The following is a 19,810-nucleotide window of genomic DNA, read 5'->3' as shown; positions in this document are numbered from 1 at the left end:
GCACTGAGACCGGTCCATCGCTGGACCGATCTCAGTGCAACCGACCGAACTCAGGTCAGGCCCGGCGCGCCAGCCTCGCACACAGCGCGAACGCCCCCAGCGTGGGCGCCGCCAGCGCGACCGCCGCACCCGTGAAGCCGCCGGCCGCCAGCCCCGCGCCGCCCAGGAGCGCCCCGGCGAACACCCCGAGGCTCATCCCGGCCGCGTTCACGGCGAACGCCGTCGGGGCGACCGTCCCGGCGGTCCGGGCGAGTGCCGTGGTCAGCGCCGCCGCGACGACAGCGTGGCAGAACGCCAGCACCGCCGTCGCCCCGAGCGCCACCGCCAGGTTGCCCGCGTGGAAGACGGCGAGCACGGCCGCCGTCGCGCCGCCCAGCCCGAGCAGCAGCACGGTGCGGTTCGGCGCGGCTCCCGCGCCGGTCGTCGTCGCCGGCCGCGCCAGCCACCGGCCCGCCAGCCACCGGCCCGCCAGCCACCGGCCCGCCAGGTAGTTGCCCACGAAGAACGCCGCCCCGCTCAGCGTCCAGACCAGCGTGAACACCGGCCCCTCGACGTCGAGCGCACGGGCGTAGTACAGGGCCAGGAACGACAGGTACCCCATGAACGACGCCGTCCGCAGGAACGCGACGGCGATCAGCCGCAGCAGGTCGGGCCGGGCCAGCAGCGCGCGGTAGGCGTCCAGGTAGGCCCACGTCCCCGGCCCGGCCCCGGCCCCGTCGCCGTCCGCCGACGACGCCGGCACCGCCGCCGACACCCCCGCCGGCCGCAGCCAGAAGCTGACCCCCAGCGCCGCGCTCAGCACCGCCGTCGCCCACATGGCGCCCGCCCAGCCCTGCCACCACGCGAGCGCCCCGATCACCGGGCCGCTCAGCACGGCCGCCAGGGACTGCGTGGCCGTCACGAGCGTCGCGGCCCGCCCGGCCACGGCGCCGTCGGCGAAGGCGGACGTCGCCGCCGTGAGCAGGGCGGGTGTCAGCAGCGCGGTCGCGACGCCGGTGCCGAGGCAGAACGCCACCAGCGCGGGGAGGCCGCCCGCGGTGGCGACCGTGCTGGTCCCGGCCAGGACGCCGAGGGCCACCGCGGCGAGCCGGTCCGTGGACCAGCGGGACAGCAGCGGCGCGGCCACCAGCCCGGCGATCAGCGCCGTCACGCCGCCGAGGCCGCGCAGACCGCTCGCGGTCCCGGCGTCGACCCCGGCCTCGGCGGCGATCGTCACGACGAACGTGGAGTAGATCGTGAACGGGAACAGGCCCAGGACGGCGGCCAGGAGCACCCGCCACAGCCGCCCGGCCAGCGCGAGGTCGCCGGGCCCGGCCAGGCCCACGCCCCGCGGGTCGGCCCGCGTCGTCCGCCCCGGGACCCTACGAAGACTGGGCACGGTCGCTGAGGTACTCGGCGAACTTCTCGAGCCCGTCGATGTTGCGCGGCCCGGAGATGCCCTCGTTGTAGTCGAGCACGAAGAAGGCGTCGTCCACCACGGCGGGCAGCTTGGCCGTGGTCGGGTTGGTGCGCAGGAACTCGATCTTCTCCTCGGCGGGGGCATCGCCGTAGTCGAGGATGACGATCACCTCGGGCGCCGCGCTCACCACGGCCTCCCAGCCCACCTCGGTCCACCGCTCCTCCAGGTCGCCGAAGACGTTCTCGCCCCCGGCGAACCGGATGATGTCGTTCGGCGGCACCTGGTTGCCCGCGGTGAAGGGCCGGTCGGTCCCGGAGTCGTAGAGGAACACCGGCACGGGTTCGCCCTGCGGCGCCGCCGCCTCGACGGCCGCGACCCGCTCGCGGTAGCCCGCGACCAGGTCTGCGGCCCGGTCCTCGACGCCGAAGATCTGGCCCAGGCGTTCCAGGTCCGCGTACAGGCCCTCGAACGGCTCGACCCGCTCCGCGAAGCCGGGGTAGTTGTAGCAGGACTCGGTGTGCATGAAGCTCTGGATCCCGAGGGTGTCGAGGATCGCGGGCGTGATCCCGCGCGCGTCCGAGAACCCCGAGTTCCAGCCGGCCACCACGAGGTCGGCCTCGGCCTCGACCACGAGCTCCCGGTTCAGGAGGTCGTCGCTGAGGAATTCGACCTGCGCGTAGTCCTCGGCCCACGGGGACTCGGTGACGGGCGGGTTCGCGGGCGGCATCACGTAGCCGTGCACGTGCTCGGTCAGCCCGAGCGCGAACATCTTGTCGGCGCTGCCGCCCTCGTAGACGACGGCGCGCTGCGGCGTCGTGTAGTCGACGGCCTCGCCGCACCGCTGGACGGTGACCGTCTCGGCGGCGGGGGAGTCCTCGACCGTGGCGCCGCACCCGGCGAGCGCGAGGGCGCCCATCGCCGGGAGCAGCGCGACCGCGCTGCGGCGGGTGCGTGGGGACGGGTTCATGGGGTGGTGGTCCTTTCCGGGGTGGCCTGCGAGGTGTCCGTCGCGGTCCCCGGCGGTGTGGCCGGGCCGTCGACGGCGAAGAGGATCTGGGGTGCGCCGGTCAGCGGGTGGTCGACGACGACAGCGTCGACCTCGAAGGCCGCGCGGATCAGCTCGGGCGTGAGCACCTCCCGCGGGGAGCCGGCCGCGACCAGCCGCCCCTGGGCGAGCACGCCCACGCGGTCGCACACCGCGGCGGCGAGGTTGAGGTCGTGCAGCACGACGACGGCGGTGACGCCCAGCGACCGCACCAGGCGCAGGAGCTGGATCTGGTGCCGCACGTCGAGGTGGTTGGTCGGCTCGTCGAGCACCAGCACGGCGGGCTCCTGGACCAGCGCGCGGGCGACCAGCACGCGCTGCCGCTCGCCGCCGGAGAGCTGGAGCACGCCGCGGTCGGCGAGGTGCGCGACGTCGACGTCGGCCATGGCCTGCTCGCACAGCGCCTCCTCGCGCGCGGTGAGCCGCGCGTTGCCGCGCTGGTGCGGCGTGCGGCCGAGCGCGACGAGCTCGCGCACCGTGAAGTCGAGGTCCGAGCCGCCGTCCTGGGCGAGCGCCGAGACCCGCTGCGCGCTGCTGCGCGGCGAGAGCGTGGCGAGGTCGTCGTCGCCCACCCGGACGACGCCCGAGCTCGGGCGCAGCGCGCGGTACAGGCAGCGCAGGGCGGTCGACTTGCCGGAGCCGTTGGGCCCGAGCAGCCCCACGACCTGCCCGCTGGGGGCCTCCAGGTCGAGCGCGTGCACGATGGCGCGCCCGCCGAGCTCGACCGAGACGGACTCGAACCGGACCTCCATCAGCGACCCCCGAAGACGTAGGTGCGCCGCCGCATCAGGGCGACGAACACGGGCACGCCGATCACGGCCGTGAGCACGCCGAGCGGCAGCTCGCGCGGCGCCGCGACCACCCGCGCGAACAGGTCGACCCAGACCATGGCCACGGCGCCGACCAGCGGCGCGACCAGCAGGACCCGGCGGTGCACCGCCCCGACGAGCATCCGCGTGATGTGCGGCACCACGAGCCCGACGAAGCCGATCGATCCGCTGGCCGCGACCATCGCGCCGGTCATGCCCGCGGTCACGAGGAACAGCGTCCGGCGGGTCCGGGCGCCGTCGACGCCGAGACTCGCGGCGGTCTCGTCGCCGAGCGTCATGACGTCGAGCGACCGGCCGGACCGGTGCAGCACCACGAGCCCCGCCAGCACGACGCCGGCCACGAGCGGCACCGTGCCCCAGGTCGCGGCGCCGAAGCTGCCCATCGACCAGAACAGCACCGTGCTGGTCGACTCCGAGCTGGGCACCAGGTAGACGAGCAGGCTCATCACGGCCTGGAAGCCGAACGACAGCGCGACGCCGGTGAGCACCAGCCGCAGCGGCGTGACGCCCGAGCCGCCGTGCGCCAGGCCGTAGACGATCGCGGTGGCCGCGATCGCCGCGAGGAACGCGCCGGCGGAGACCGCGTAGATGCCCAGGCCCGCGAGCCCGCCGACGAGGCTCACCGTGACCGCCCCGACGGAGGCGCCGGAGGAGACGCCCAGCACGAACGGGTCCGCCAGCGCGTTGCGGACGATCGCCTGCATGGCGACGCCGACCGCCCCGAGCCCGGCGCCGACGACGGCGGCGAGCAGCACGCGCGGCGTCCGGATCTGCCAGATGATCTGGTACGTCGGCACGTCCTGCGCGCTGATCCCGCCGCCGGTCAGGGCCGCCCACAGCAGGCGGGCGGTCTCGGCGGCGGGGATGACGGCGGACCCCAGCCCGATCGCCAGGAACAGCGAGCAGACCAGGGCCGCGGTCAGCGCACCGGCGAGCCACCACGGCGTCCGGCTTCTCGGGTCCACGATCACGTCGCGGACGATAACGGTTCTCATTACCGTCTGGCAAGGTAAGTACCAGACTTCCCTTTTGCGTGCGGCGACCCATATCCTGGCGACCGTCTTGTGACTGTCACGAGGGGGAACAGGCCGATGAACGCACCCGACGCCGGACGGGGGACCGCGCGCGGAGTGCGCGGCGTCCTCGCGGCGTCGGCGGCGACCCTCGTGGCCCTCGCCTCGCACCTCGCCGGCGGCGGGGACCTCCCGAGCTGGCTCGGCGTCCTCGTGCCCTGGGTGCTCTCGCTACCCGTCTGCACGGCGCTGGTCGCCCGCCGGCTCTCGCTGCCGCGCCTGTCGCTCTCGGTCGCGGCCAGCCAGCTCCTGTTCCACCTGCTGTTCCAGCTCGGCACCCCGGCCGGAACGCTCCAGGCCGCGAACCCGGGGACGCACGGCGCGCACGGGGACATGGCCCCGCTGACGACGTCCGGGATGCCCATGCAGGCCGAGCTGATGCACGGCGGCCCGCAGATGTGGCTCTGGCACGGCCTCGCGGCGGCGGTCACCGTGATCGTCCTGCACCGCGGGGAGCTGCTGCTGCGGCGCCTGCGCGAGCTCGGCGGCCGCATGGCGGCCTGGCTCCTGCGCGGCTGGGCCGTCGCCGGCCACGCGCTCACCTTCGTCGCGCCCGCCCGCTCCCGGGTGCGCGCCGAGACCTTCCGCCCGCTCCACCCGGGGCCGCGGATCACCCCCCTCCTCCGCAGGGGGCCTCCCGCACCGCACGCGGTCTGAGCTCTGCCCCACGGGCGCACGTGTGCCCGTGGGCTGTTCCGTGCTGGCCCGCGGGGTTCCGCCCTGCGTAGCGAGCGGGGACGCGTGCGTCCCCGTGTGTGTGCCGACGTCGATCCCTGACGTCCGAGGAGAGGTCCCTTCATGCCCCGAACCCGTCCCCTCGTGGCCGGGACGGCGGTGGCCGTCGTCGCGCTGCTCGCGACCGCGGCCCCCGCGTCCGCCCACGACAAGCTGGTCTCCAGCGATCCGGCGTCCGACCAGACGCTGCGGGAGGCACCGGCCACGGTGTCCCTGACCTACTCCGCCGATGTCCTGGACATGGGCGCCGCCGTCGTCGTGACCGACGGCGACGGCACCGACTGGGTGTCCGACGCGCCCGCGATCGACGGGGCGACCGTGACGGCCGTCCTGGACGCGGACATGCCGGACGGCGGCTACGAGATCCGCTGGCGGGTCGTGTCCTCGGACGGGCACCCCATCACGGGGATCGTCCCGTTCGCCGTCGGGGACGGCGAGGAGCCGGGGGCGGGGGACGACGTCGCGGCGGCTGAACCGGAGGCGTCCGAACCCGCGACCGAAGCAGCCACACCGAACAGCTCGCAGAACCAGACCGCACAGGAGGACGAGGGGCCCTGGCGGGTCCTCCTCGTCGGTGCGGGCGGGGCCGCCCTCGCGGCGGCCCTGTTCGCGCTGGTCCATTTTCTCCGCCGCCGCAGCGATGCGAGCGGCCCCGGCGACGACGGGGACACCCCCGACGCGCCGGGAACGAAGTGAGAGGTACTTCTGTGTTCACACTTACGAAGCGCAACACCGCCCGGCTCGCCCTCGCCCTGGCGGCCGCGCTGGCCCTCGCCGGCTGCACCGCCGCGGGCGCGTCCGACGACGCCGCGGCGGCCCCGGCCGGCGAGGCCGTGACCGTCACCGACGGCTGGGTCAAGGCCGCCGGCTCCGGGATGTCCGCCGCGTTCGGCGGGCTCACCAACGCGGGCACCCAGGACGTCACCGTCGTCTCCGCGACGACGGAGGCGTCCCCGATGCTCGAGCTCCACGAGACGGTGGAGAACGAGACCGGCGAGCTGATCATGCGGGAGATCGACGGCGGGTTCGTCATCCCCGCCGGCCAGACGCTGGACCTCGAACCCGGCGGCAGCCACATCATGCTGATGGGCCTCGCCCACCCGCTGGAGGCGGGTGAGGAGGTCACGTTCACGCTCACCTTCTCCGACGCCTCCACCTTCGAGTTCACGGCGCCCGTCAAGGACTACTCCGGGGCGAACGAGAACTATGACCCCTCCTGACCACGGCGCACGCGCCCCTCGGTCGGGGTCGACCCGGCGGCAGTTCCTCCTCGGGGGAGCTGTCGCCGGCGTCGGCGCGGCCGCGGCCATCGGCGCCGACACCGCCCTGAACGCCGCCGCGCAGGAGGCGCCCCCGGCCCCGCTCCACGGCGAGCAGACCGTCCCGTTCCACGGGGAACACCAGGCCGGGATCGACACCGCCGCCCAGGCGCACGGGCTCTTCGTCGCGCTCGACCTGCACGAGAACGCCGACCGCGCCGACCTGACCCGCATGATGCGCATCCTCACCGACGACGCCGCCCGGCTCACCCAGGGCGCCCCGGCGCTCGCGGACTCCGAGCCGGAGCTGGCGGCGTCCCCGGCCCGGCTCACCGTGACGTTCGGGTTCGGCCCGCGGTTCGTCGAGCGGGCCGGCGGCGCCCGGCCGGGCTGGCTGGGGCCGCTCCCGGCGTTCGGGATCGACCGGCTGGAACCCGGGCTCGGCGACGGCGACCTGCTGCTCCAGGTCGCGGCCGACGACCCGCTGACCGTCGCCCACGCCTCGCGCATGCTGCTGAAGGACACCCGCAGCTTCGCCTCGGTGCGCTGGACCCAGCAGGGGTTCCGGCGCGCGCACGGCACCGTCGCGCCCGGCACCACCATGCGGAACCTGTTCGGCCAGGTCGACGGGACCACCAACCCGGCCCCCGGCACCGCCGACTTCGACCGCGTCGTGTGGGCCACCGCCGGCTGGCTCGCCGGCGGCACCGGCATGGTGGTGCGCCGCATCCAGATGAATCTCGACAAGTGGGACGAGCTCGACCGCGGCGGACGGGAGCAGTCCGTGGGTCGGTACCTGGCCGACGGCGCGCCCCTGACCGGCACCGACGAGTTCGACGAGCCCGACTTCGAGGCCACCACCGCCATCGGGTTCCCCGTGATCCCCGAGTTCTCGCACCTGCGCCGGGCGCGCAGCGAGAACCCGGAGGAGCGGATCTTCCGGCGGGCCTACAACTACGACGACGGCGGCGCCGGGGCCGAGGTCTCCGACGCCGGCCTGATCTTCGTGTCCTTCCAGGCGGACGTCGACAGACAGTTCGTCCCGCTCCAGAGCCGCCTGGACCAGCTCGACCTGCTCAACGAATGGACCGTCCCCATCGGTTCGGCCGTCTTCGCCATCCCACCCGGGTGCCGCGAGGGCGGATTCATCGGCGAATCCCTCCTCACCTGAAAGCAGGCCTCATGACCGACACCCTCACCGGTTCGACCTCCGAGCTACCCGCCGAGGTCGACCCGTCACCACCACCCGCGCGCAGGACGCCGTGGTTCGGCCCGCTGCTGCGCCGGCTGCACTTCTACGCCGGCCTGCTCGTGGGGCCGTTCATCCTGGTCGCCGCCACCAGCGGCGCCCTCTACGCGCTCGCCCCGTCCATCGAACAGGTGGTCTACGACCAGGAGCTGCACGCCCCGGCCGGCACCACGGCCCTGAGCCTGGGCGAGCAGATCGAGGTCGCCCAGACCCAGGTGGACGCCGACGCCGTGCTCACCGCCGTCCGCCCCGCACCGGAACCGGGGGACACCACCCGGGTCATGTTCGGCGAGGGCGGGCTCGGGCCCAGCGAGTCCCGGGCGATCTTCGTGGACCCCGCCACCGGCGAGGTGCGCGGCGACCTCACGGTGTACGGGTCCAGCGGCGCGCTGCCGCTGCGCACCTGGATCTCGAACCTGCACCGCAGCCTGCACCTCGGCGACCCCGGGCGGCTGTACAGCGAGCTCGCGGCGTCCTGGCTCGGGATCGTCGCGGTGGCCGGGCTGATCCTGTGGATCAACCGGCTGCGCGCGTCCCGGCGGGCCGCCGGCGTCGTCCGCCCGAAGCGGCGGGTCACCGGGTACCGGCGGCTGCTGTCCTGGCACACCGCCGTGGGCGCGTTCGTGGTGCTCGGCGCGCTGTTCCTGTCGGCCACCGGCATCACCTGGTCGCAGCACGGGGGCGGCAACGTCGGGGAGCTGCGCACCACCATGGGGTGGACCACGCCCGCCCTGGACACCCGCCTGAGCGGCGACGCGCCCGCCGGGGGCGACGAGCACGCCGGGCACGGCGCGGCGTCGTCGGACGAGGGGCAGGAGGCGACCGGGGTGGCGAACCCTGCCACGTTCGACGGCGTGCTCGCGATCGCGCAGGGCATCAACGTCAACACCGGCGAGGTGGAGATCAAGCCGCCCGCCGAGCCCGGCATGGCGTGGACCGTCCAGGAGAACAAGAGCGACGTGCCCACGGAGGCCGACGCCGTGGCCGTCGACGGGACCACCATGCAGGTGGTGCACCGGACCGACTTCTCGGAGTTCCCGCTCCCGGCCAAGCTCACCACCTGGGGCATCGACCTCCACATGGGCCTGCTGTTCGGCCTGGCCAACCAGCTCGTGCTGTTCGTGCTCGCGCTGGGCATCGGTTCGATGGTCGTGCTCGGCTACCTCATGTGGTGGAAGCGCCGGCCCACCCGCGAGCCGCGCGGGATCGGCGGCCCGGCCCCGGTGCGCGGGGCGCTCCAGGGCGCACCGTGGTGGGGGCTCGCGGCGGTCGCCGCCGTGGCGATCACCGTCGGCACGTTCCTGCCGCTGGTCGGCTACACCCTCGTGGCGTTCGTCCTGGTGGACGTCGTCGTGGGGCTGGTCCAGGCCCGGCGCGACCGGACGGGGGTCAGCGCCACGCCCTGAGCTCGAACCCGGCGTCGGCGACCGCGGCCTCGATCTCGGCGCGGTCGACCGGCGCCAGGGCCTGGAACGTGACCCGGCCGCTGGCGGCGTCCAGCCGGACCCGCCAGACGCCGGGCACGGCCGACAGCTCGGTGAAGAGCGCGCGGTGACAGTGCTCGCAGGTTCCGGTGTTCACGTACAGCTCGATGGTGCGCACCGGAACCACCCCCGCTCCCCGTCCCGGGAACCCTACAACATCTCTACATGATGTGGTACTGTCAGCGGCTGTCCGGTCGCTGTAACTTCTCGGGACGCGGGGGCGCCAGTGACGTCGGACCCGGCCGTGCAGTGGGCCACGACGGCCCTCTTCGGCGCGCTGACCGCGTACTCCCTCTGGCGGCTGGTCACCGCGCGCCGCCTCCTCGCCGGAACGAGCCACCTGTTCCACCTCGGCATGAACCTCGTGATGGTCGCGATGGTCTGGCCCTGGTGGGCCCGGCTGCCCACGCTGCCCCAGGTCGCATTCTTCGCCGTCGGGGCCGCATTCTTCGCGGCCGCGGCGGGGTGGTTCGCGCTGGACGGGCGCCGGGCCGGTCATCACCGCAGCGCCCGGTGCCAGGCGACGAACGCCGTCACGATGCTCGCGATGGTGTGGATGCTCGCGGTGATGACGCGGCATGCCGACGGCGTCGGCGCCGGTGCCGCCAGGGTCGCTGCCGGTGCGGGTCACTCCGCCCATGCCGCGGCGGCTGTGTCATCGGATCCCCAGACGGTCGTCGGCGGGGCGGTGCTGGTCGTGGCGCTCGCGGCCGGGGGAGTGCTGTACCTGCTCGACCTGGTCCGATACCGGCGCGAGCGCGGTGCGCTGGGCCGCACCGGGGCGGACCTGCTGGCAGGCGGCCTCATGAGCCTCGGCATGGCCGCGGCGTGCGGCGTGATGCTCGTTGCCTGATGCTCGTCGCCTGGCACCTGGTGGCGGACGGCGGCAAGTATTCGGACTTTTCTCCGCGGGGCATGGTGATGCCCGTGAGCACCTGCCGGGTGGGCTGAACCTCGTTCACCTCGGACCCCACAAGTTCAGCCCAGCTGAACTATTCGGCTGAGGCAGAGAAGCAGGGCTTCAGCCGAACGTTCTCCAGCCCTGCCGGCACCCCTTGCAGGGGTGTGCCTTGCCTGGCGGATCAGCCCGCGCGGCGGCGTCCCGCACTGGGCTTGGGGCGGAGCGCCCGCTGGAGCATCTCGGCGTCGCGCGCCGTGAGGTGGTCGGCGAACCGGAGCAGGGCCTCCTCGCGGTCGCCGGTGCCCTCCAGCACCGACAGCATGGCGGCGCCGGCGCGCTCGCCGTCCGACCGGGTGGGGCGGAACCGGACCTTCCGGGGAGAGGCCGCGATGCGGACCACCTCACCCTTCTTCTCCAGGCGGTCGAGCACCGTCAGGAGCGTGGTGTAGGCCGGGACGTGCTCGTCCCCGAACCTCTCCTGGATCGCTCGTGCCCCGATCGCGTCCTCGTGGTCCCAGAGGATGCGCATGACCTCCGCCTCGAGCTGTCCGCGTGCGCGAGTCCTGCCTGACATAGTGCCCTCCTGGCAGGACCATACTGCAAAGGTGGCCGCCCACCGGTGAGTGGGCAGCCACCTTTGCCGCCGTCCGGAATACCGGACGGAACACCTCGAACGTCAGGCCGGCTGGAGCGCCGCCGCGTCCAGCGCGCCGCTGCGGGCCTGCTCCACCAGGTCCGCGAGCTGGTCGTGGCTCATCTGGATGCGCTGGCCGAAGTCGTCGGTGATCACGATCTGCTTCAGCGGCTCGGCGGTCGGGTCGACGAACAGCTCCGGGCAGCCGCAGTCGCACTTGCCGCAGAACGTCGCCACGTGAAGTAGCTGAGAGTTGTCGCTCATCGCCTTCTCCTCTGTTGGAACGGACGGGACTCGGGCGCGTGCTGGATGCCCTCTACGAGGGTCGCCCTATCTCTACAACACGTCAAGATGTGACTGTGGTCCGTCCCGCCATCTGTTCGATGACGCCGACGGCGCGCGCCGTGCCACCCTCGGCGTGGGCGGCGGCCCGCAGCCGCTCGGATCGCGCCACGCGCTCCGGGTCCGTGACGAGGTCGTGCAGCGTCGCGCGGAGCACCTCGGCGGTGGCGTCCGCGGTGTCGACCCGGCGGGCGACCCCGAGCTCCACCAGGCGGTCGGCGTTCATGAACTGCTCGGCGCCCTGCGGTACCGCGATCATCGGCACGCCCGCCAGGAGCCCCTCGCCGCAGCCGCCCATGCCGGCGTGGGTGACGAACGCGTCCGCCTGGTCCAGGATCGCGCGCTGCGGTACCCACGGGTGCACCTCGACGTTGGCCGGGATCTCGCCGAGCTCTGCGACGTCGGTGTGCCGGCCGATCTGCAGCACGACGTGCCAGCCGGGCAGGTCCCCGAAGGCGGCGAGGCACCGGCGGTAGAACTCCGGCTGGTGCGTGTAGGCCGAGCCCAGGGAGATCAGCAGCACGCGCTCGGCGTCCGCGGGCCGGGCCCACCCGCCGTCGTCCGGCCGGGTGTCGAAGCACGGGCCCACGAAGGTCACCCTGCCGGTGTCGACCCGGTCGGCGTGCGGCTGCATCGCCCGCGGGATGAGGGCGAGGGCGCGGTCCGGCGGCCCGGAGAAGGCGTCCATGTCGGTGGTGGTCGCCCCGCAGCCGGCGAGCCACGCGGTGAACCGCTCCCGGTAGGCGTCGGCCCCCGGCAGCCTGCGCAGATGCACGGCGACCTCCTCCTCGTAGCCGTCCCAGCCGACGAAGGTCGGGGACAGCTGCAGCAGGTCCCGGCCCTGCGCCTCCGCCAGCGCGCGTCCGGCGTACGCGCCGATGTCGTAGAGGTACAGATCGGCCGGATCGTCGTCGTAGACAGCCCGGAGCTGGGGGAGCGCCTGGACGGCGTCGTCGAGAAAGAGGCTCGCCGCCGCGATGGGGTCGGCGGGCCAGTCGTTGTCGGCGACGGGCAGCGTGGATGTGCAGGGCACCAGCTCCGCGCCGGTGGACTCGACGCGGTCGGCGACGAACGGGTCGTTGGCGTAGGTGACCCGGTGCCCGCGGGCCACGAGCTCGCGGACCACGGCGAGGCTGGGCAGGACGTGGCTGACGATCGGGACGCCGATCATCGCGATGTGGGGACGCCGAGCAGGCATGAGCGGTCTCACGCCCGGCCGACCTGCTCGGCGGCCCGCTCCAGGCCGTCGACGGTGCCCGACATGATGGTCCGCACGTGCTCTGTCACGTGCTCCACGGGCCAGTTCCACCAGGCGATCGCGAGCAGCCGGGCGACGTCGTCGGCGTCGTACCGGGTGCGGATGAGCCGGGCGGGGTTGCCGCCGACGATGCCGTAGTCCGGGACATCGCCGGTGACCACGGCCCCCGCGGCGACGATCGCGCCGTGGCCGATGCGCACCCCGGGCATCACCGTGGCGCCGTGCCCGAACCAGACGTCGTTGCCGACGACGGTGTCGCCGCGGCTCGGCAGGCCGGTGATCAGGTCGAAGTGCTCCGCCCACGAGCCGCCCATGGTGGGGAACGGGAAGGTGGAGGGGCCGTCCATGCGGTGGTTGGCGCCGTTCATGATGAACCGGGTCCCGGTGCCGAGCGCGCAGTACCGGCCGATGACGAGCCGCTCGGGGCCGTAGTGGTAGAGCACGTTGCGCGTCTCGAACGCGGTCGGCTCGTCGGGGTCGTCGTAGTACGAGAACTCGCCGACGTCGATGAGCGGCGACTGCACCAGGGGCTTGAGCAGGACGACGCGCGGGTGGTCCGGCATCGGGTGGAGCACGGTGGGGTCGGCAGGAACTGGCGGCATCGGGCGGGCGATTCCTCTCGGAAGCTAATAGTGCGACAACTGTCGCGATAAGATGCTGACACATCACCCACGCCTGGATCAACCGGATACTGGACCCCCTATGACAGACGAGCCGAGCACGACCACCGACCGCCGTCCGGGTGGCCGCACCGCCCGCGTCCGTGCCCAGGTGCTGGACGCGGTGCGCGCCGAGCTCGCCGAGCGCGGCCACGAGGGACTCACGATGGAGGGCGTCGCGAGCCGCGCGGGGGTGCACCGGGCCACGGTCTACCGGCGCTGGCGCGACGTGGGCGGACTGCTCGTCGACACCATCGAGGCCGCGGGGGAGATCGACTGGCAGCCACCGGACACCGGCTCCCTGCGTGGCGACCTGGCGGCCCTCAACCAGGAGATCCAGGACTCCCTGGTGGTCCGGCCGTCGTTCGCCGTGGCCCTCATGGCCGCCTCGTTCCACTCCGAGCAGGCCGCGCGGGCGCAGACCCGGCTGTGGGCCGACCGGTACGCCCAGTGCGAGGTGCTCGTGGACCGTGCGGTCGCGCGCGGTGAGCTCTCCGGCCGCCCCGATGCGCGTAGCCTGCTCGTCGCCGCGACCGCGCCGGTCTACCACGAGCTGGTGCTCCTGCGCGCTGACCCCGACCCGGGCCTTCCGGGACGGGCCGCGGCGGCAGCCGTGCTGGCGGCCGCCGGCGGCGCGTTCACCGATCAGCACCAGCAGGGAGAGTCATGACCAGCAGGTTCACCGAGCTCGCCGTCGACTGCCACGACCCGGAGCGGCTCGCCGCGTTCTGGAGCGAGGTCCTGGGCTTCGCCGTGATCGATCGCAGCGCGGGCAAGATCGAGGTCGGCTCCTGGGAGCCGACCGTCGAGGAGGTCCGGGACCGGCAGATGGCGCCGACCCTGGTGTTCGTCCAGGTGCCCGAGAGCAAGATCGTGAAGAACCGGCTGCACCTCGACGTCAGCCCGATCGACGGCAGCACCGAGGACGAGGTGACCCGGCTGCTCGGCCTGGGCGCCACCAGGGCCGACGTCGGCCAGGGACCGGACCAGAGCTGGGTGGTCATGGCGGACCCGGAGGGCAACGAGTTCTGCGTGCTGCGGACGCTGGCGCCGTAGCCGGGGCCAGAATGGTTCGATGATCTCCACCGAGCTGGCCACGAAGCTGCACGACGCCGGCCTGGTCTGGACGCCGGTCGACGGCGACCAGTTCCGGGTCCAGGCGCCCGACCTCGAGAGCGACGTCTTCACCGTGAGCACGATGACCATCGAGGCGCACGAGTACCCGACGGGCACGATCCTCGGCTTCAACGGCACCACCGAGTGGGCGCTGGACTCGGTCGCGATCGAGGACGCCCTGTGGCTGCCGCGCGAGGACCAGCTCCGCGCGCTGCTGCGCTCCGCGTTCCACACGCTGCGCCGCACCGACGAGGGCTTCGAGGTCGAGGCCCAGCTCCTCGGTGAGGTCCGGCTGTTCGCCGACCCGGAGCCGGCCGAGGCCTACGGGCGGGCGCTGCTGGCGCTCATCGAGCTCAGTCGCTGAGCGGGGCGTCGCCGGCTCGGAGCGGCGTCACCTGTTCACGATGAACAGCGGAGCATCCGGATCGCAGGCGTCCGGGACCGAGAGCCCGTCGTCGCCCCTGGATCCTTCGCCCCCGCCCAGCTCGACCTGCTCGCCGAGGTGCCATGCCTGCGACGCCGCGAGCAGCGTCTCGCCGTCCCAGCGGATCGCCGGGTCGTCCGGGAACACGGGGACCGTTCGGTCGTCCGAGCCGGGCGCGACGACGTAGACGCACCCGTCGAGCCGCTCGAACCGCCCGATCAGCTGCGCCGCGTCCCCGCCGGGACCCTCGGGGGAGTAGTGCGCGACGTCCTTCGGCGGCGGGGTCGGCTCCGAGGAGCAGCCGGCCGTGAGGGCGAGCAGCGCCACGGCGAGTACCGCGGCTCTCGGCGCTGACCTCTGCTCGCGGGGCACCACGAAACCGTGGCACCCCGCGAGCGGTGCGGTCAACGGAAGACCGGGCCGATCGCCCTAGTCGTCGGTCAGGCCCAGGTCCTTGGCGAGCCCCAGCAGCGACTCACGGGTGGCCGAGGGGCTGGCCGACGGCGACGGCGCCGGCGAGGCCGGCGTCTCGCTGTCGCTCGGGGCGGGCTCCGGCGTCGGCGCCGGTTCGCTCGGTTCCGGCGCGCTCGGCGTCGGGACCGGCGTCGGGCTCGGTGCCGGCTGCGAAGGCGACGGCGACGGCGAGGGCACGCCCGGGTCCGACGGCGAGGGCGTCGGGGTGGGCGACGGTGTCGGCTTCGGCGACGGGTCCGTGGGCTTCGGAGACGGCTTCGGCGTCGGCCGGGGCTTCGGGGCCGGTTCGCTCGGCTTCGGCTTGGCGCCGGGCTTGGCGCCGGGCTTGGCCGGCTGCTTCGTCCCGGGCTTGCGCGGCTCGTCGGCGGGCTTGGCCACCGGCTTGCGCGTCTCCTCGGCCGCCGGGCGGTCCTTCGCCTTGGAAGCGGCCGCCGCCTCGTAGCGCGGGCCGTCGTCCTCCGACTTCTCGCCCTTGGTCCACCGGTCGACGTCGGACGGGTCGATCGCGCGGTTGGGCACCGAGCCCGCCGCGAAGAACTCGAAGTGCCACGGCTCCGGCTTGGCGCCGCCCAGGCGTGCCCACGACGGGTTGTCCCAGCCGTAGTCCGGGCCGTGCACCCGCAGCCACACGTACTCGGGGGACGAGCCGCCCGAGATCGGCGCGCCCAGGTCGACCGCCAGGCCCCACCCGTGGTTGGACGTTCCCGGGACCGCTGCCAGGTGCGGCTTGGCGCCGGCCACGGCCACCTGCTCCACGTAGGACCGGTACGAGTCGGTGATCGGGATCGGACGTCCGAACTCCTCCTCGAACTCCACGCTCAGCGCCGTCAGCCGCTCCGCCGCGTCGCAGCGCAGCAGGTGGCCCGGCGCGAAGTCCAGCGGGCACAGCACGTCGGCCGGGATGCGGCCGTTGGCGTACTCGACGGTCGAGGTGCCGAACGCCGAGACGACGTCGAGCAGGCTCTCGCGCAGCGGGTCTCCGGCGCGGTCGCGGGCGCCGTCCGCCCCGGCGGTCCCGCGCGAGGACGACTTCTCGTCCTCGCCCGTGGCCTCCACCTCGGCCAGCGTGCTGGGCACCGACGGGTCCAGCAGGTTCGCCAGCCGCACCGCCGCCAGCACCACCTGGCGATACGTGATCCGGCCGGAGGGCAGGTCCTCGGCTTCCTTGTCCGCCGCCTCGGGCGCGGCCTCCGTCTCGTCCGCCGACGCCGCGTCGTGCTCGTCCGGCGCCGCGTCGTGCTCGTCCGACACCGGGATCGCGGTCAGGACGTCCGCCGTGGCCGCGCGCGCCACCGGGGCGTCCTGGACGCGCAGGCCGTCGCGGGCCTCGCCGAACGCGAGCTCCTGCATGAGGTATGTGGTGTAGAGCATGCCGAGCTCGGCGGCGGCCTGGGCGACCGCGGGGCTCAGGTCCTCGCCCTCGCGCCGGGCCTGCTCGTCGGCGCGCGCCAGGACCGCCGTGATCTGCTCCGTCGTCACGTGCCGCGGCGTGGTCACCGTGCGAGCGGCCGGCGCGGCCTCGACCAGCCCCTGGAGCCGGGCCGGCCGGTCCCGGTCGCCCCCGGCGATGTGCGGGCCCGGGACGGCCGGCGCCGCCGCGAACAGCAGGCCTCCCGCCGTCACCGTGGCGATCGCGCCCGCCCACGTGGTGCGCAGGACTCTGCGCCGGTCGGGGGACACCAGCTCGTTCGCCTGCTCCTGCACGCGTCGCTCCCTCGGTTCGGTGCGGTGGTTCGTCGTTCAACAGGTAAAGAAGTCCTGCGTGGCAGTCAAAGGACTATCACGAGTCGGCGGGACTCACGAGAGGAGGTCCGTGATGCCCGGTCCCGCGGTCGATTCCCTGGTCCTGCGGCCCGGCCACGGTCCTGGTCCCGCCCGGCCCTGCCCGGCGAAAGGGCTGCTCACCCCCTCGTCACCTCGTCAGACGTCGGGGAACGGGTGAATTACGCCCGCGAGTTGGTGATTCGGTTGGTGATTTCTTGATCCCCGACTGGTGATCGGCCGCCGAGGGGATGGCATTGAACTCGCCGTACTGGATACGGGCCACCGTGGCCCGTGAGCGAGGGGAAGCACAGATGCAAGCACGAAGGTCATCGACGAGGACCACCCGGGGCGGGACGGTCAGGAGGCGCCGCGGACGAGTTCCCGCGGTCCTGGCGGCGCTGAGCCTGGTCGGGGCGGGCCTGGTCGCCACCTCGGTCACAGCGGTCACGCCGAGCGCGGTCGCCGCGCCCGGCAACCCCGGTGTGCCCGGTGAGCCGACGGTCCTCTTCGTCGAGGACTTCGAGAACCGGGCCGCGGACTCGAACGTGCTGCTGACCGACTACACGGGGGCGGAGGGCACCACCTACACGGCCGACGACTTCTGGGTGGACCGGAACGGCTGCAACGGCTTCATCGTCAACTACAACAGCCCGCGGGCGACCGGGGACTGCAACGGTCCGGGCAACCCGGAGCCCTCAGGTACCGGTACCTACAACTCGCTGATGTCGCTGCCGTACACGCTCGGCACCATCGGCGGCACCGACCCGGCGAGCAACGCCGCGGCGTCGTCGTACACGGCCGGCAGCTCGACAGGCAACCAGGTCCAGTTCCGCACGGTCGACCCGCTCACACTGCCGACCGCGGGTCGCTTCGTGACGTTCTCCGTCGACGCCGTCGCGCAGAACTGCACCTCGACCCACCCGGAGCTGAGGTTCTACCTCGTCGACGGCGCCGGCGAGGAGATCCCGGTCTCCAGCTCGGCGATCGACCCGTGCACCGACCCGCGCGGGACGCAGTACACCTCGCCCGCGCAGGACGGCACGCCGCGCATCGTCATCGGTGGACGTTTCCCCGCCGACGGCTCGAACCTCGTCACCGGCGGCTCGTTCGGCATCGTGATGCGCAACGAGAACGGCAACGGCGGCGGCAACGACGGCGCCTACGACAACATCCGCGTGCTCGACGTGACGCCGCAGCTCGACAAGGAGTTCAGCCCGACCTCGGTCGCGACCGGCGGCGTCTCCACCCTGACGCTGACGATCACGAACACGAGCGACCTGGCCGCCAAGAACGGCTGGTCGTTCACGGACACCCTGCCGGAGGGCCTGGTCGTCGCCGACCCGGCCGCGGTCGAGACGGACTGCCCGGCCGGCGACGTGACCGCCGCGGCCGGCGCCACGTCGCTCTCGGGCACCGGCAACCTGGACGCCGGCATGGCCTCGTGCACCATCTCGGTGGACGTGACCTCGGACGAGGCGGGCAGCTACACCAACGGCCCCGACAACATCTCGGCGATCGGCCTGGACTACCCGGACCCCTCGACCGTGACCTTCGGCGACCCGAGCCTGGGGCTCGTCAAGACCGCCGGTGAGCCGGTCGACGTCAACGAGAACGGCATCACGGACACGGGCGACACCATCGCCTACACGTTCGAGGTGACCAACACCGGCGACGTCGCGATCAACGACCTGGCGATCGACGACCCCAAGGTGGGCGCGATCACCTGCGAGGCGACCTCGGTCGAGCCGGGGGACACCGTCACCTGCACCACCGACGAGCCGTACGTGGTCACGGACGAGGACGTCGAGGCGGGCTCCGTCGACAACTCGGCGACCGCCACGGGCACCCCGCCCGGCACGGACACCCCGATCGGCTCGCCGCCCTCGGAGACCAGCACGCCCACCGAGGCCCCGGACCCCGCCATCGAGGTCGTGAAGTCCGCGACTCCGGCGGGCCCGGAGTCGTACACCGTGGGCCAGGAGATCACCTACAACTTCGAGGTGACCAACACCGGCAACGTGCCGCTGAGCGACGTCACGGTCGACGAGACCGAGTTCACCGGCACGGGCGAGGCCCCGGTCCCGGAATGTCCCGCCGACGTCCTGGCGCCCGGGGACTCGCTGACCTGCACCGCGACGTACGTGATCACGCAGGCGGACGTCGACGCCGGCAAGGTGACCAACTCGGCCACGGCCACGGGCACGCCGCCGGGGGACACCCCGCCGCCGGAGTCGCCGCCGTCGACCGTCGAGATTCCCAGCACCCCGGAGCCGGGCCTCGAGGTGGTCAAGACCTCCGACACCGAGAAGATCACCGAGGTGAGCCAGGAGATCACCTACAGCTTCGCGGTGACCAACACCGGCAACGTCACCCTGACCGACGTCACGGTCGACGACTCGGACTTCTCGGGCTCGGGTGAGCTGTCTGCGGTCGAGTGCCCCGCGGAGGCCGCCAGCCTCGCGCCGGGCGCGTCGGTGACCTGCACCGCCGGCTACGTGGTCACGCAGGCGGACCTCGACGCGGGCACGCTGACGAACACCGCGACGGCCACGGGCACGCCGCCGGGGGACACCCCGCCGCCGGAGTCGCCGCCGTCGACCGTCGACATCCCGGGCACCCCTGCGCCCGGCATCGAGGTGGTCAAGACCTCCGACACGGACAAGATCACGACGGTGGGCCAGCAGGTCACCTACAGCTTCAAGGTGACCAACACCGGCAACGTGGTGCTCCGTGACATCACGGTCGACGACTCGGACTTCTCCGGCTCGGGGAAGCTCTCGGCGGTGGACTGCCCCGCGGAGGCCGCCAGCCTCGCGCCGGGTGCGTCCGTGACCTGCACGGCGACCTACAAGGTCACCAAGGCGGACCTCGCGACCGGCAATCTGACCAACACGGCCACGGCCACCGGCACCCCGCCGGGGGACACCCCGCCGCCGGAGTCGCCGCCGTCGACCGTCGACGTTCCGGTGGACCCCGCTGACCCGGTGCCGCCGGCGCCGGAGCAGCCCGGCCCGGGTGGTTCGCTGGCCGCGACCGGCGCCGACCTCGGCTGGACCGCCGGCCTCGCCGCGCTGCTCTTCCTGACCGGTGCCGCGACCCTGCTGGTCGTGCGTCGCCGCACGGTGAGCTGACCGTCGGGTCCCTCGCCCCGCCGCCCTCGTGGC

At 73.5% G+C, this 19,810-nt stretch carries 21 protein-coding genes; 10 read left to right on the top strand and 11 right to left on the bottom strand.

Annotation, left to right across the window (positions count from 1 at the left end; all coding sequences use genetic code 11):
* Window positions 1-55: 55 nt before the first annotated feature.
* The 4 genes from ACFU5G_RS21030 to ACFU5G_RS21015 are packed head-to-tail and all read right to left on the bottom strand — an operon-like array spanning window position 56 to window position 4,269.
* Window positions 56-1,378, bottom strand: a complete 1,323-nt coding sequence (locus ACFU5G_RS21030; protein WP_377249239.1) for an MFS transporter — start codon at window positions 1,376-1,378, stop codon at window positions 56-58.
* Window positions 1,362-2,366, bottom strand: coding sequence for an ABC transporter substrate-binding protein (locus ACFU5G_RS21025; RefSeq protein ID WP_377249237.1), 1,005 nt, complete (start codon window positions 2,364-2,366; stop codon window positions 1,362-1,364). Before ACFU5G_RS21025 ends, ACFU5G_RS21030 begins: the two co-directional genes overlap by 17 nt.
* Window positions 2,363-3,196, bottom strand: coding sequence for an ABC transporter ATP-binding protein (locus ACFU5G_RS21020; protein WP_377249235.1), 834 nt, complete (start codon window positions 3,194-3,196; stop codon window positions 2,363-2,365). Before ACFU5G_RS21020 ends, ACFU5G_RS21025 begins: the two co-directional genes overlap by 4 nt.
* Window positions 3,196-4,269 carry a FecCD family ABC transporter permease gene (locus ACFU5G_RS21015; RefSeq protein WP_377249233.1) on the bottom strand — a complete coding sequence of 358 codons (1,074 nt, stop codon included), beginning with the start codon at window positions 4,267-4,269 and terminating at the stop codon, window positions 3,196-3,198. Before ACFU5G_RS21015 ends, ACFU5G_RS21020 begins: the two co-directional genes overlap by 1 nt.
* Window positions 4,270-4,365: 96 nt before the next feature.
* Here ACFU5G_RS21015 and ACFU5G_RS21010 point away from each other — a divergent pair, with 96 nt between their 5' ends.
* The 5 genes from ACFU5G_RS21010 (at window position 4,366) to ACFU5G_RS20990 (ending at window position 8,996) form a co-directional block, all read left to right on the top strand.
* Window positions 4,366-5,004: a hypothetical protein gene (locus tag ACFU5G_RS21010; RefSeq protein WP_377249231.1), complete on the top strand. Its 639-nt coding sequence runs from the start codon at window positions 4,366-4,368 to the stop codon at window positions 5,002-5,004.
* Between the two features lie 141 nt (window positions 5,005-5,145).
* Window positions 5,146-5,778: a copper resistance protein CopC gene (locus ACFU5G_RS21005; RefSeq protein WP_377249229.1), complete on the top strand. Its 633-nt coding sequence runs from the start codon at window positions 5,146-5,148 to the stop codon at window positions 5,776-5,778.
* 11 nt (window positions 5,779-5,789) lie between these two features.
* Window positions 5,790-6,302, top strand: coding sequence for a copper chaperone PCu(A)C (locus tag ACFU5G_RS21000; protein WP_377249227.1), 513 nt, complete (start codon window positions 5,790-5,792; stop codon window positions 6,300-6,302).
* Window positions 6,289-7,512, top strand: a complete 1,224-nt coding sequence (locus ACFU5G_RS20995) for a Dyp-type peroxidase (protein ID WP_377249225.1) — start codon at window positions 6,289-6,291, stop codon at window positions 7,510-7,512. The genes ACFU5G_RS21000 and ACFU5G_RS20995 overlap by 14 nt, the downstream gene beginning before the upstream one ends.
* Window positions 7,513-7,523: 11 nt before the next feature.
* A complete protein-coding gene (locus tag ACFU5G_RS20990) occupies window positions 7,524-8,996 on the top strand; it encodes a PepSY-associated TM helix domain-containing protein (protein ID WP_377249223.1) in 1,473 nt (490 codons plus the stop codon).
* Here the strand turns inward: ACFU5G_RS20990 and ACFU5G_RS20985 are convergent.
* A complete protein-coding gene (locus ACFU5G_RS20985; RefSeq protein ID WP_377249221.1) occupies window positions 8,980-9,192 on the bottom strand; it encodes a heavy-metal-associated domain-containing protein in 213 nt (70 codons plus the stop codon). The genes ACFU5G_RS20990 and ACFU5G_RS20985 overlap by 17 nt on opposite strands.
* Window positions 9,193-9,300: 108 nt before the next feature.
* Between ACFU5G_RS20985 and ACFU5G_RS20980 the strand changes: the two genes are divergently transcribed.
* Window positions 9,301-9,927: a DUF5134 domain-containing protein gene (locus tag ACFU5G_RS20980; RefSeq protein WP_377249219.1), complete on the top strand. Its 627-nt coding sequence runs from the start codon at window positions 9,301-9,303 to the stop codon at window positions 9,925-9,927.
* 229 nt (window positions 9,928-10,156) lie between these two features.
* On the opposite strand, the gene ACFU5G_RS20975 is transcribed toward ACFU5G_RS20980, so the two are convergent.
* The 4 genes from ACFU5G_RS20975 to ACFU5G_RS20960 form a co-directional block, all read right to left on the bottom strand.
* A complete protein-coding gene (locus ACFU5G_RS20975) occupies window positions 10,157-10,549 on the bottom strand; it encodes a BlaI/MecI/CopY family transcriptional regulator (RefSeq protein WP_377249217.1) in 393 nt (130 codons plus the stop codon).
* A gap of 102 nt (window positions 10,550-10,651) precedes the next feature.
* Complete coding sequence (locus ACFU5G_RS20970; RefSeq protein ID WP_026366172.1) at window positions 10,652-10,873, bottom strand: hypothetical protein; 222 nt, start codon at window positions 10,871-10,873, stop codon at window positions 10,652-10,654.
* Between the two features lie 82 nt (window positions 10,874-10,955).
* Complete coding sequence (locus ACFU5G_RS20965) at window positions 10,956-12,149, bottom strand: macrolide family glycosyltransferase (protein WP_377249215.1); 1,194 nt, start codon at window positions 12,147-12,149, stop codon at window positions 10,956-10,958.
* An 8-nt stretch (window positions 12,150-12,157) separates the two neighbouring features.
* Entirely contained in the window at window positions 12,158-12,811 is a 654-nt protein-coding gene (locus ACFU5G_RS20960; RefSeq protein WP_377249213.1) for a CatB-related O-acetyltransferase, read from the bottom strand.
* Between the two features lie 100 nt (window positions 12,812-12,911).
* On the opposite strand from ACFU5G_RS20960, the gene ACFU5G_RS20955 reads away from it, so the two are divergent.
* From ACFU5G_RS20955 to ACFU5G_RS20945, 3 genes are read left to right on the top strand one after another with little or no spacing between them, the layout of a single operon-like run.
* A complete protein-coding gene (locus tag ACFU5G_RS20955; RefSeq protein ID WP_377249211.1) occupies window positions 12,912-13,538 on the top strand; it encodes a TetR/AcrR family transcriptional regulator in 627 nt (208 codons plus the stop codon).
* The gene (locus ACFU5G_RS20950) at window positions 13,535-13,924 is read left to right on the top strand and encodes a VOC family protein (protein ID WP_377249209.1); all 390 of its coding nucleotides are present in this window, start codon (window positions 13,535-13,537) and stop codon (window positions 13,922-13,924) included. The genes ACFU5G_RS20955 and ACFU5G_RS20950 overlap by 4 nt, the downstream gene beginning before the upstream one ends.
* A gap of 19 nt (window positions 13,925-13,943) precedes the next feature.
* Window positions 13,944-14,348, top strand: coding sequence for a pilus assembly protein CpaE (locus tag ACFU5G_RS20945; RefSeq protein WP_377249207.1), 405 nt, complete (start codon window positions 13,944-13,946; stop codon window positions 14,346-14,348).
* Between the two features lie 27 nt (window positions 14,349-14,375).
* Here ACFU5G_RS20945 and ACFU5G_RS20940 read toward each other — a convergent pair whose 3' ends face one another.
* Together ACFU5G_RS20940 and ACFU5G_RS20935 are read right to left on the bottom strand one after the other, a co-directional pair.
* Window positions 14,376-14,780 (bottom strand): hypothetical protein, encoded by a 405-nt coding sequence (locus ACFU5G_RS20940; RefSeq protein WP_377249205.1) that lies wholly within the window; start codon window positions 14,778-14,780, stop codon window positions 14,376-14,378.
* Between the two features lie 57 nt (window positions 14,781-14,837).
* A complete protein-coding gene (locus ACFU5G_RS20935) occupies window positions 14,838-16,586 on the bottom strand; it encodes a D-alanyl-D-alanine carboxypeptidase family protein (protein ID WP_377249203.1) in 1,749 nt (582 codons plus the stop codon).
* Window positions 16,587-16,957: 371 nt separating this feature from the next.
* Here ACFU5G_RS20935 and ACFU5G_RS20930 point away from each other — a divergent pair, with 371 nt between their 5' ends.
* Window positions 16,958-19,777 carry a hypothetical protein gene (locus ACFU5G_RS20930; protein WP_377249201.1) on the top strand — a complete coding sequence of 940 codons (2,820 nt, stop codon included), beginning with the start codon at window positions 16,958-16,960 and terminating at the stop codon, window positions 19,775-19,777.
* Window positions 19,778-19,810 lie beyond the last annotated feature (33 nt).

The sequence above is a fragment of the Promicromonospora sp. NPDC057488 genome (assembly GCF_042802395.1).
Classification (GTDB): Bacteria; Actinomycetota; Actinomycetes; order Actinomycetales; family Cellulomonadaceae; genus Promicromonospora.
The sequence above is the reverse complement of the archived record's forward strand: the minus strand, read 5'-3'. Positions and strand labels throughout refer to the sequence as shown.

Excerpts from the sequence above, each read along its gene's own strand:
- ACFU5G_RS21025 (WP_377249237.1), bottom strand. The coding sequence starts at position 2,366 with ATGAACCCGTCCCCACGCACCCGCCGCAGCGCGGTCGCGCTGCTCCCG.
- ACFU5G_RS21020 (WP_377249235.1), bottom strand. The coding sequence starts at position 3,196 with ATGGAGGTCCGGTTCGAGTCCGTCTCGGTCGAGCTCGGCGGGCGCGCC.
- ACFU5G_RS21015 (WP_377249233.1), bottom strand. The coding sequence starts at position 4,269 with ATGAGAACCGTTATCGTCCGCGACGTGATCGTGGACCCGAGAAGCCGG.
- ACFU5G_RS21010 (WP_377249231.1), top strand. The coding sequence starts at position 4,366 with ATGAACGCACCCGACGCCGGACGGGGGACCGCGCGCGGAGTGCGCGGC.
- ACFU5G_RS21005 (WP_377249229.1), top strand. The coding sequence starts at position 5,146 with ATGCCCCGAACCCGTCCCCTCGTGGCCGGGACGGCGGTGGCCGTCGTC.
- ACFU5G_RS20995 (WP_377249225.1), top strand. The coding sequence starts at position 6,289 with ATGACCCCTCCTGACCACGGCGCACGCGCCCCTCGGTCGGGGTCGACC.
- ACFU5G_RS20990 (WP_377249223.1), top strand. The coding sequence starts at position 7,524 with ATGACCGACACCCTCACCGGTTCGACCTCCGAGCTACCCGCCGAGGTC.
- ACFU5G_RS20975 (WP_377249217.1), bottom strand. The coding sequence starts at position 10,549 with ATGTCAGGCAGGACTCGCGCACGCGGACAGCTCGAGGCGGAGGTCATG.
- ACFU5G_RS20970 (WP_026366172.1), bottom strand. The coding sequence starts at position 10,873 with ATGAGCGACAACTCTCAGCTACTTCACGTGGCGACGTTCTGCGGCAAG.
- ACFU5G_RS20965 (WP_377249215.1), bottom strand. The coding sequence starts at position 12,149 with ATGCCTGCTCGGCGTCCCCACATCGCGATGATCGGCGTCCCGATCGTC.
- ACFU5G_RS20960 (WP_377249213.1), bottom strand. The coding sequence starts at position 12,811 with ATGCCGCCAGTTCCTGCCGACCCCACCGTGCTCCACCCGATGCCGGAC.
- ACFU5G_RS20955 (WP_377249211.1), top strand. The coding sequence starts at position 12,912 with ATGACAGACGAGCCGAGCACGACCACCGACCGCCGTCCGGGTGGCCGC.
- ACFU5G_RS20950 (WP_377249209.1), top strand. The coding sequence starts at position 13,535 with ATGACCAGCAGGTTCACCGAGCTCGCCGTCGACTGCCACGACCCGGAG.
- ACFU5G_RS20945 (WP_377249207.1), top strand. The coding sequence starts at position 13,944 with ATGATCTCCACCGAGCTGGCCACGAAGCTGCACGACGCCGGCCTGGTC.
- ACFU5G_RS20930 (WP_377249201.1), top strand. The coding sequence starts at position 16,958 with ATGCAAGCACGAAGGTCATCGACGAGGACCACCCGGGGCGGGACGGTC.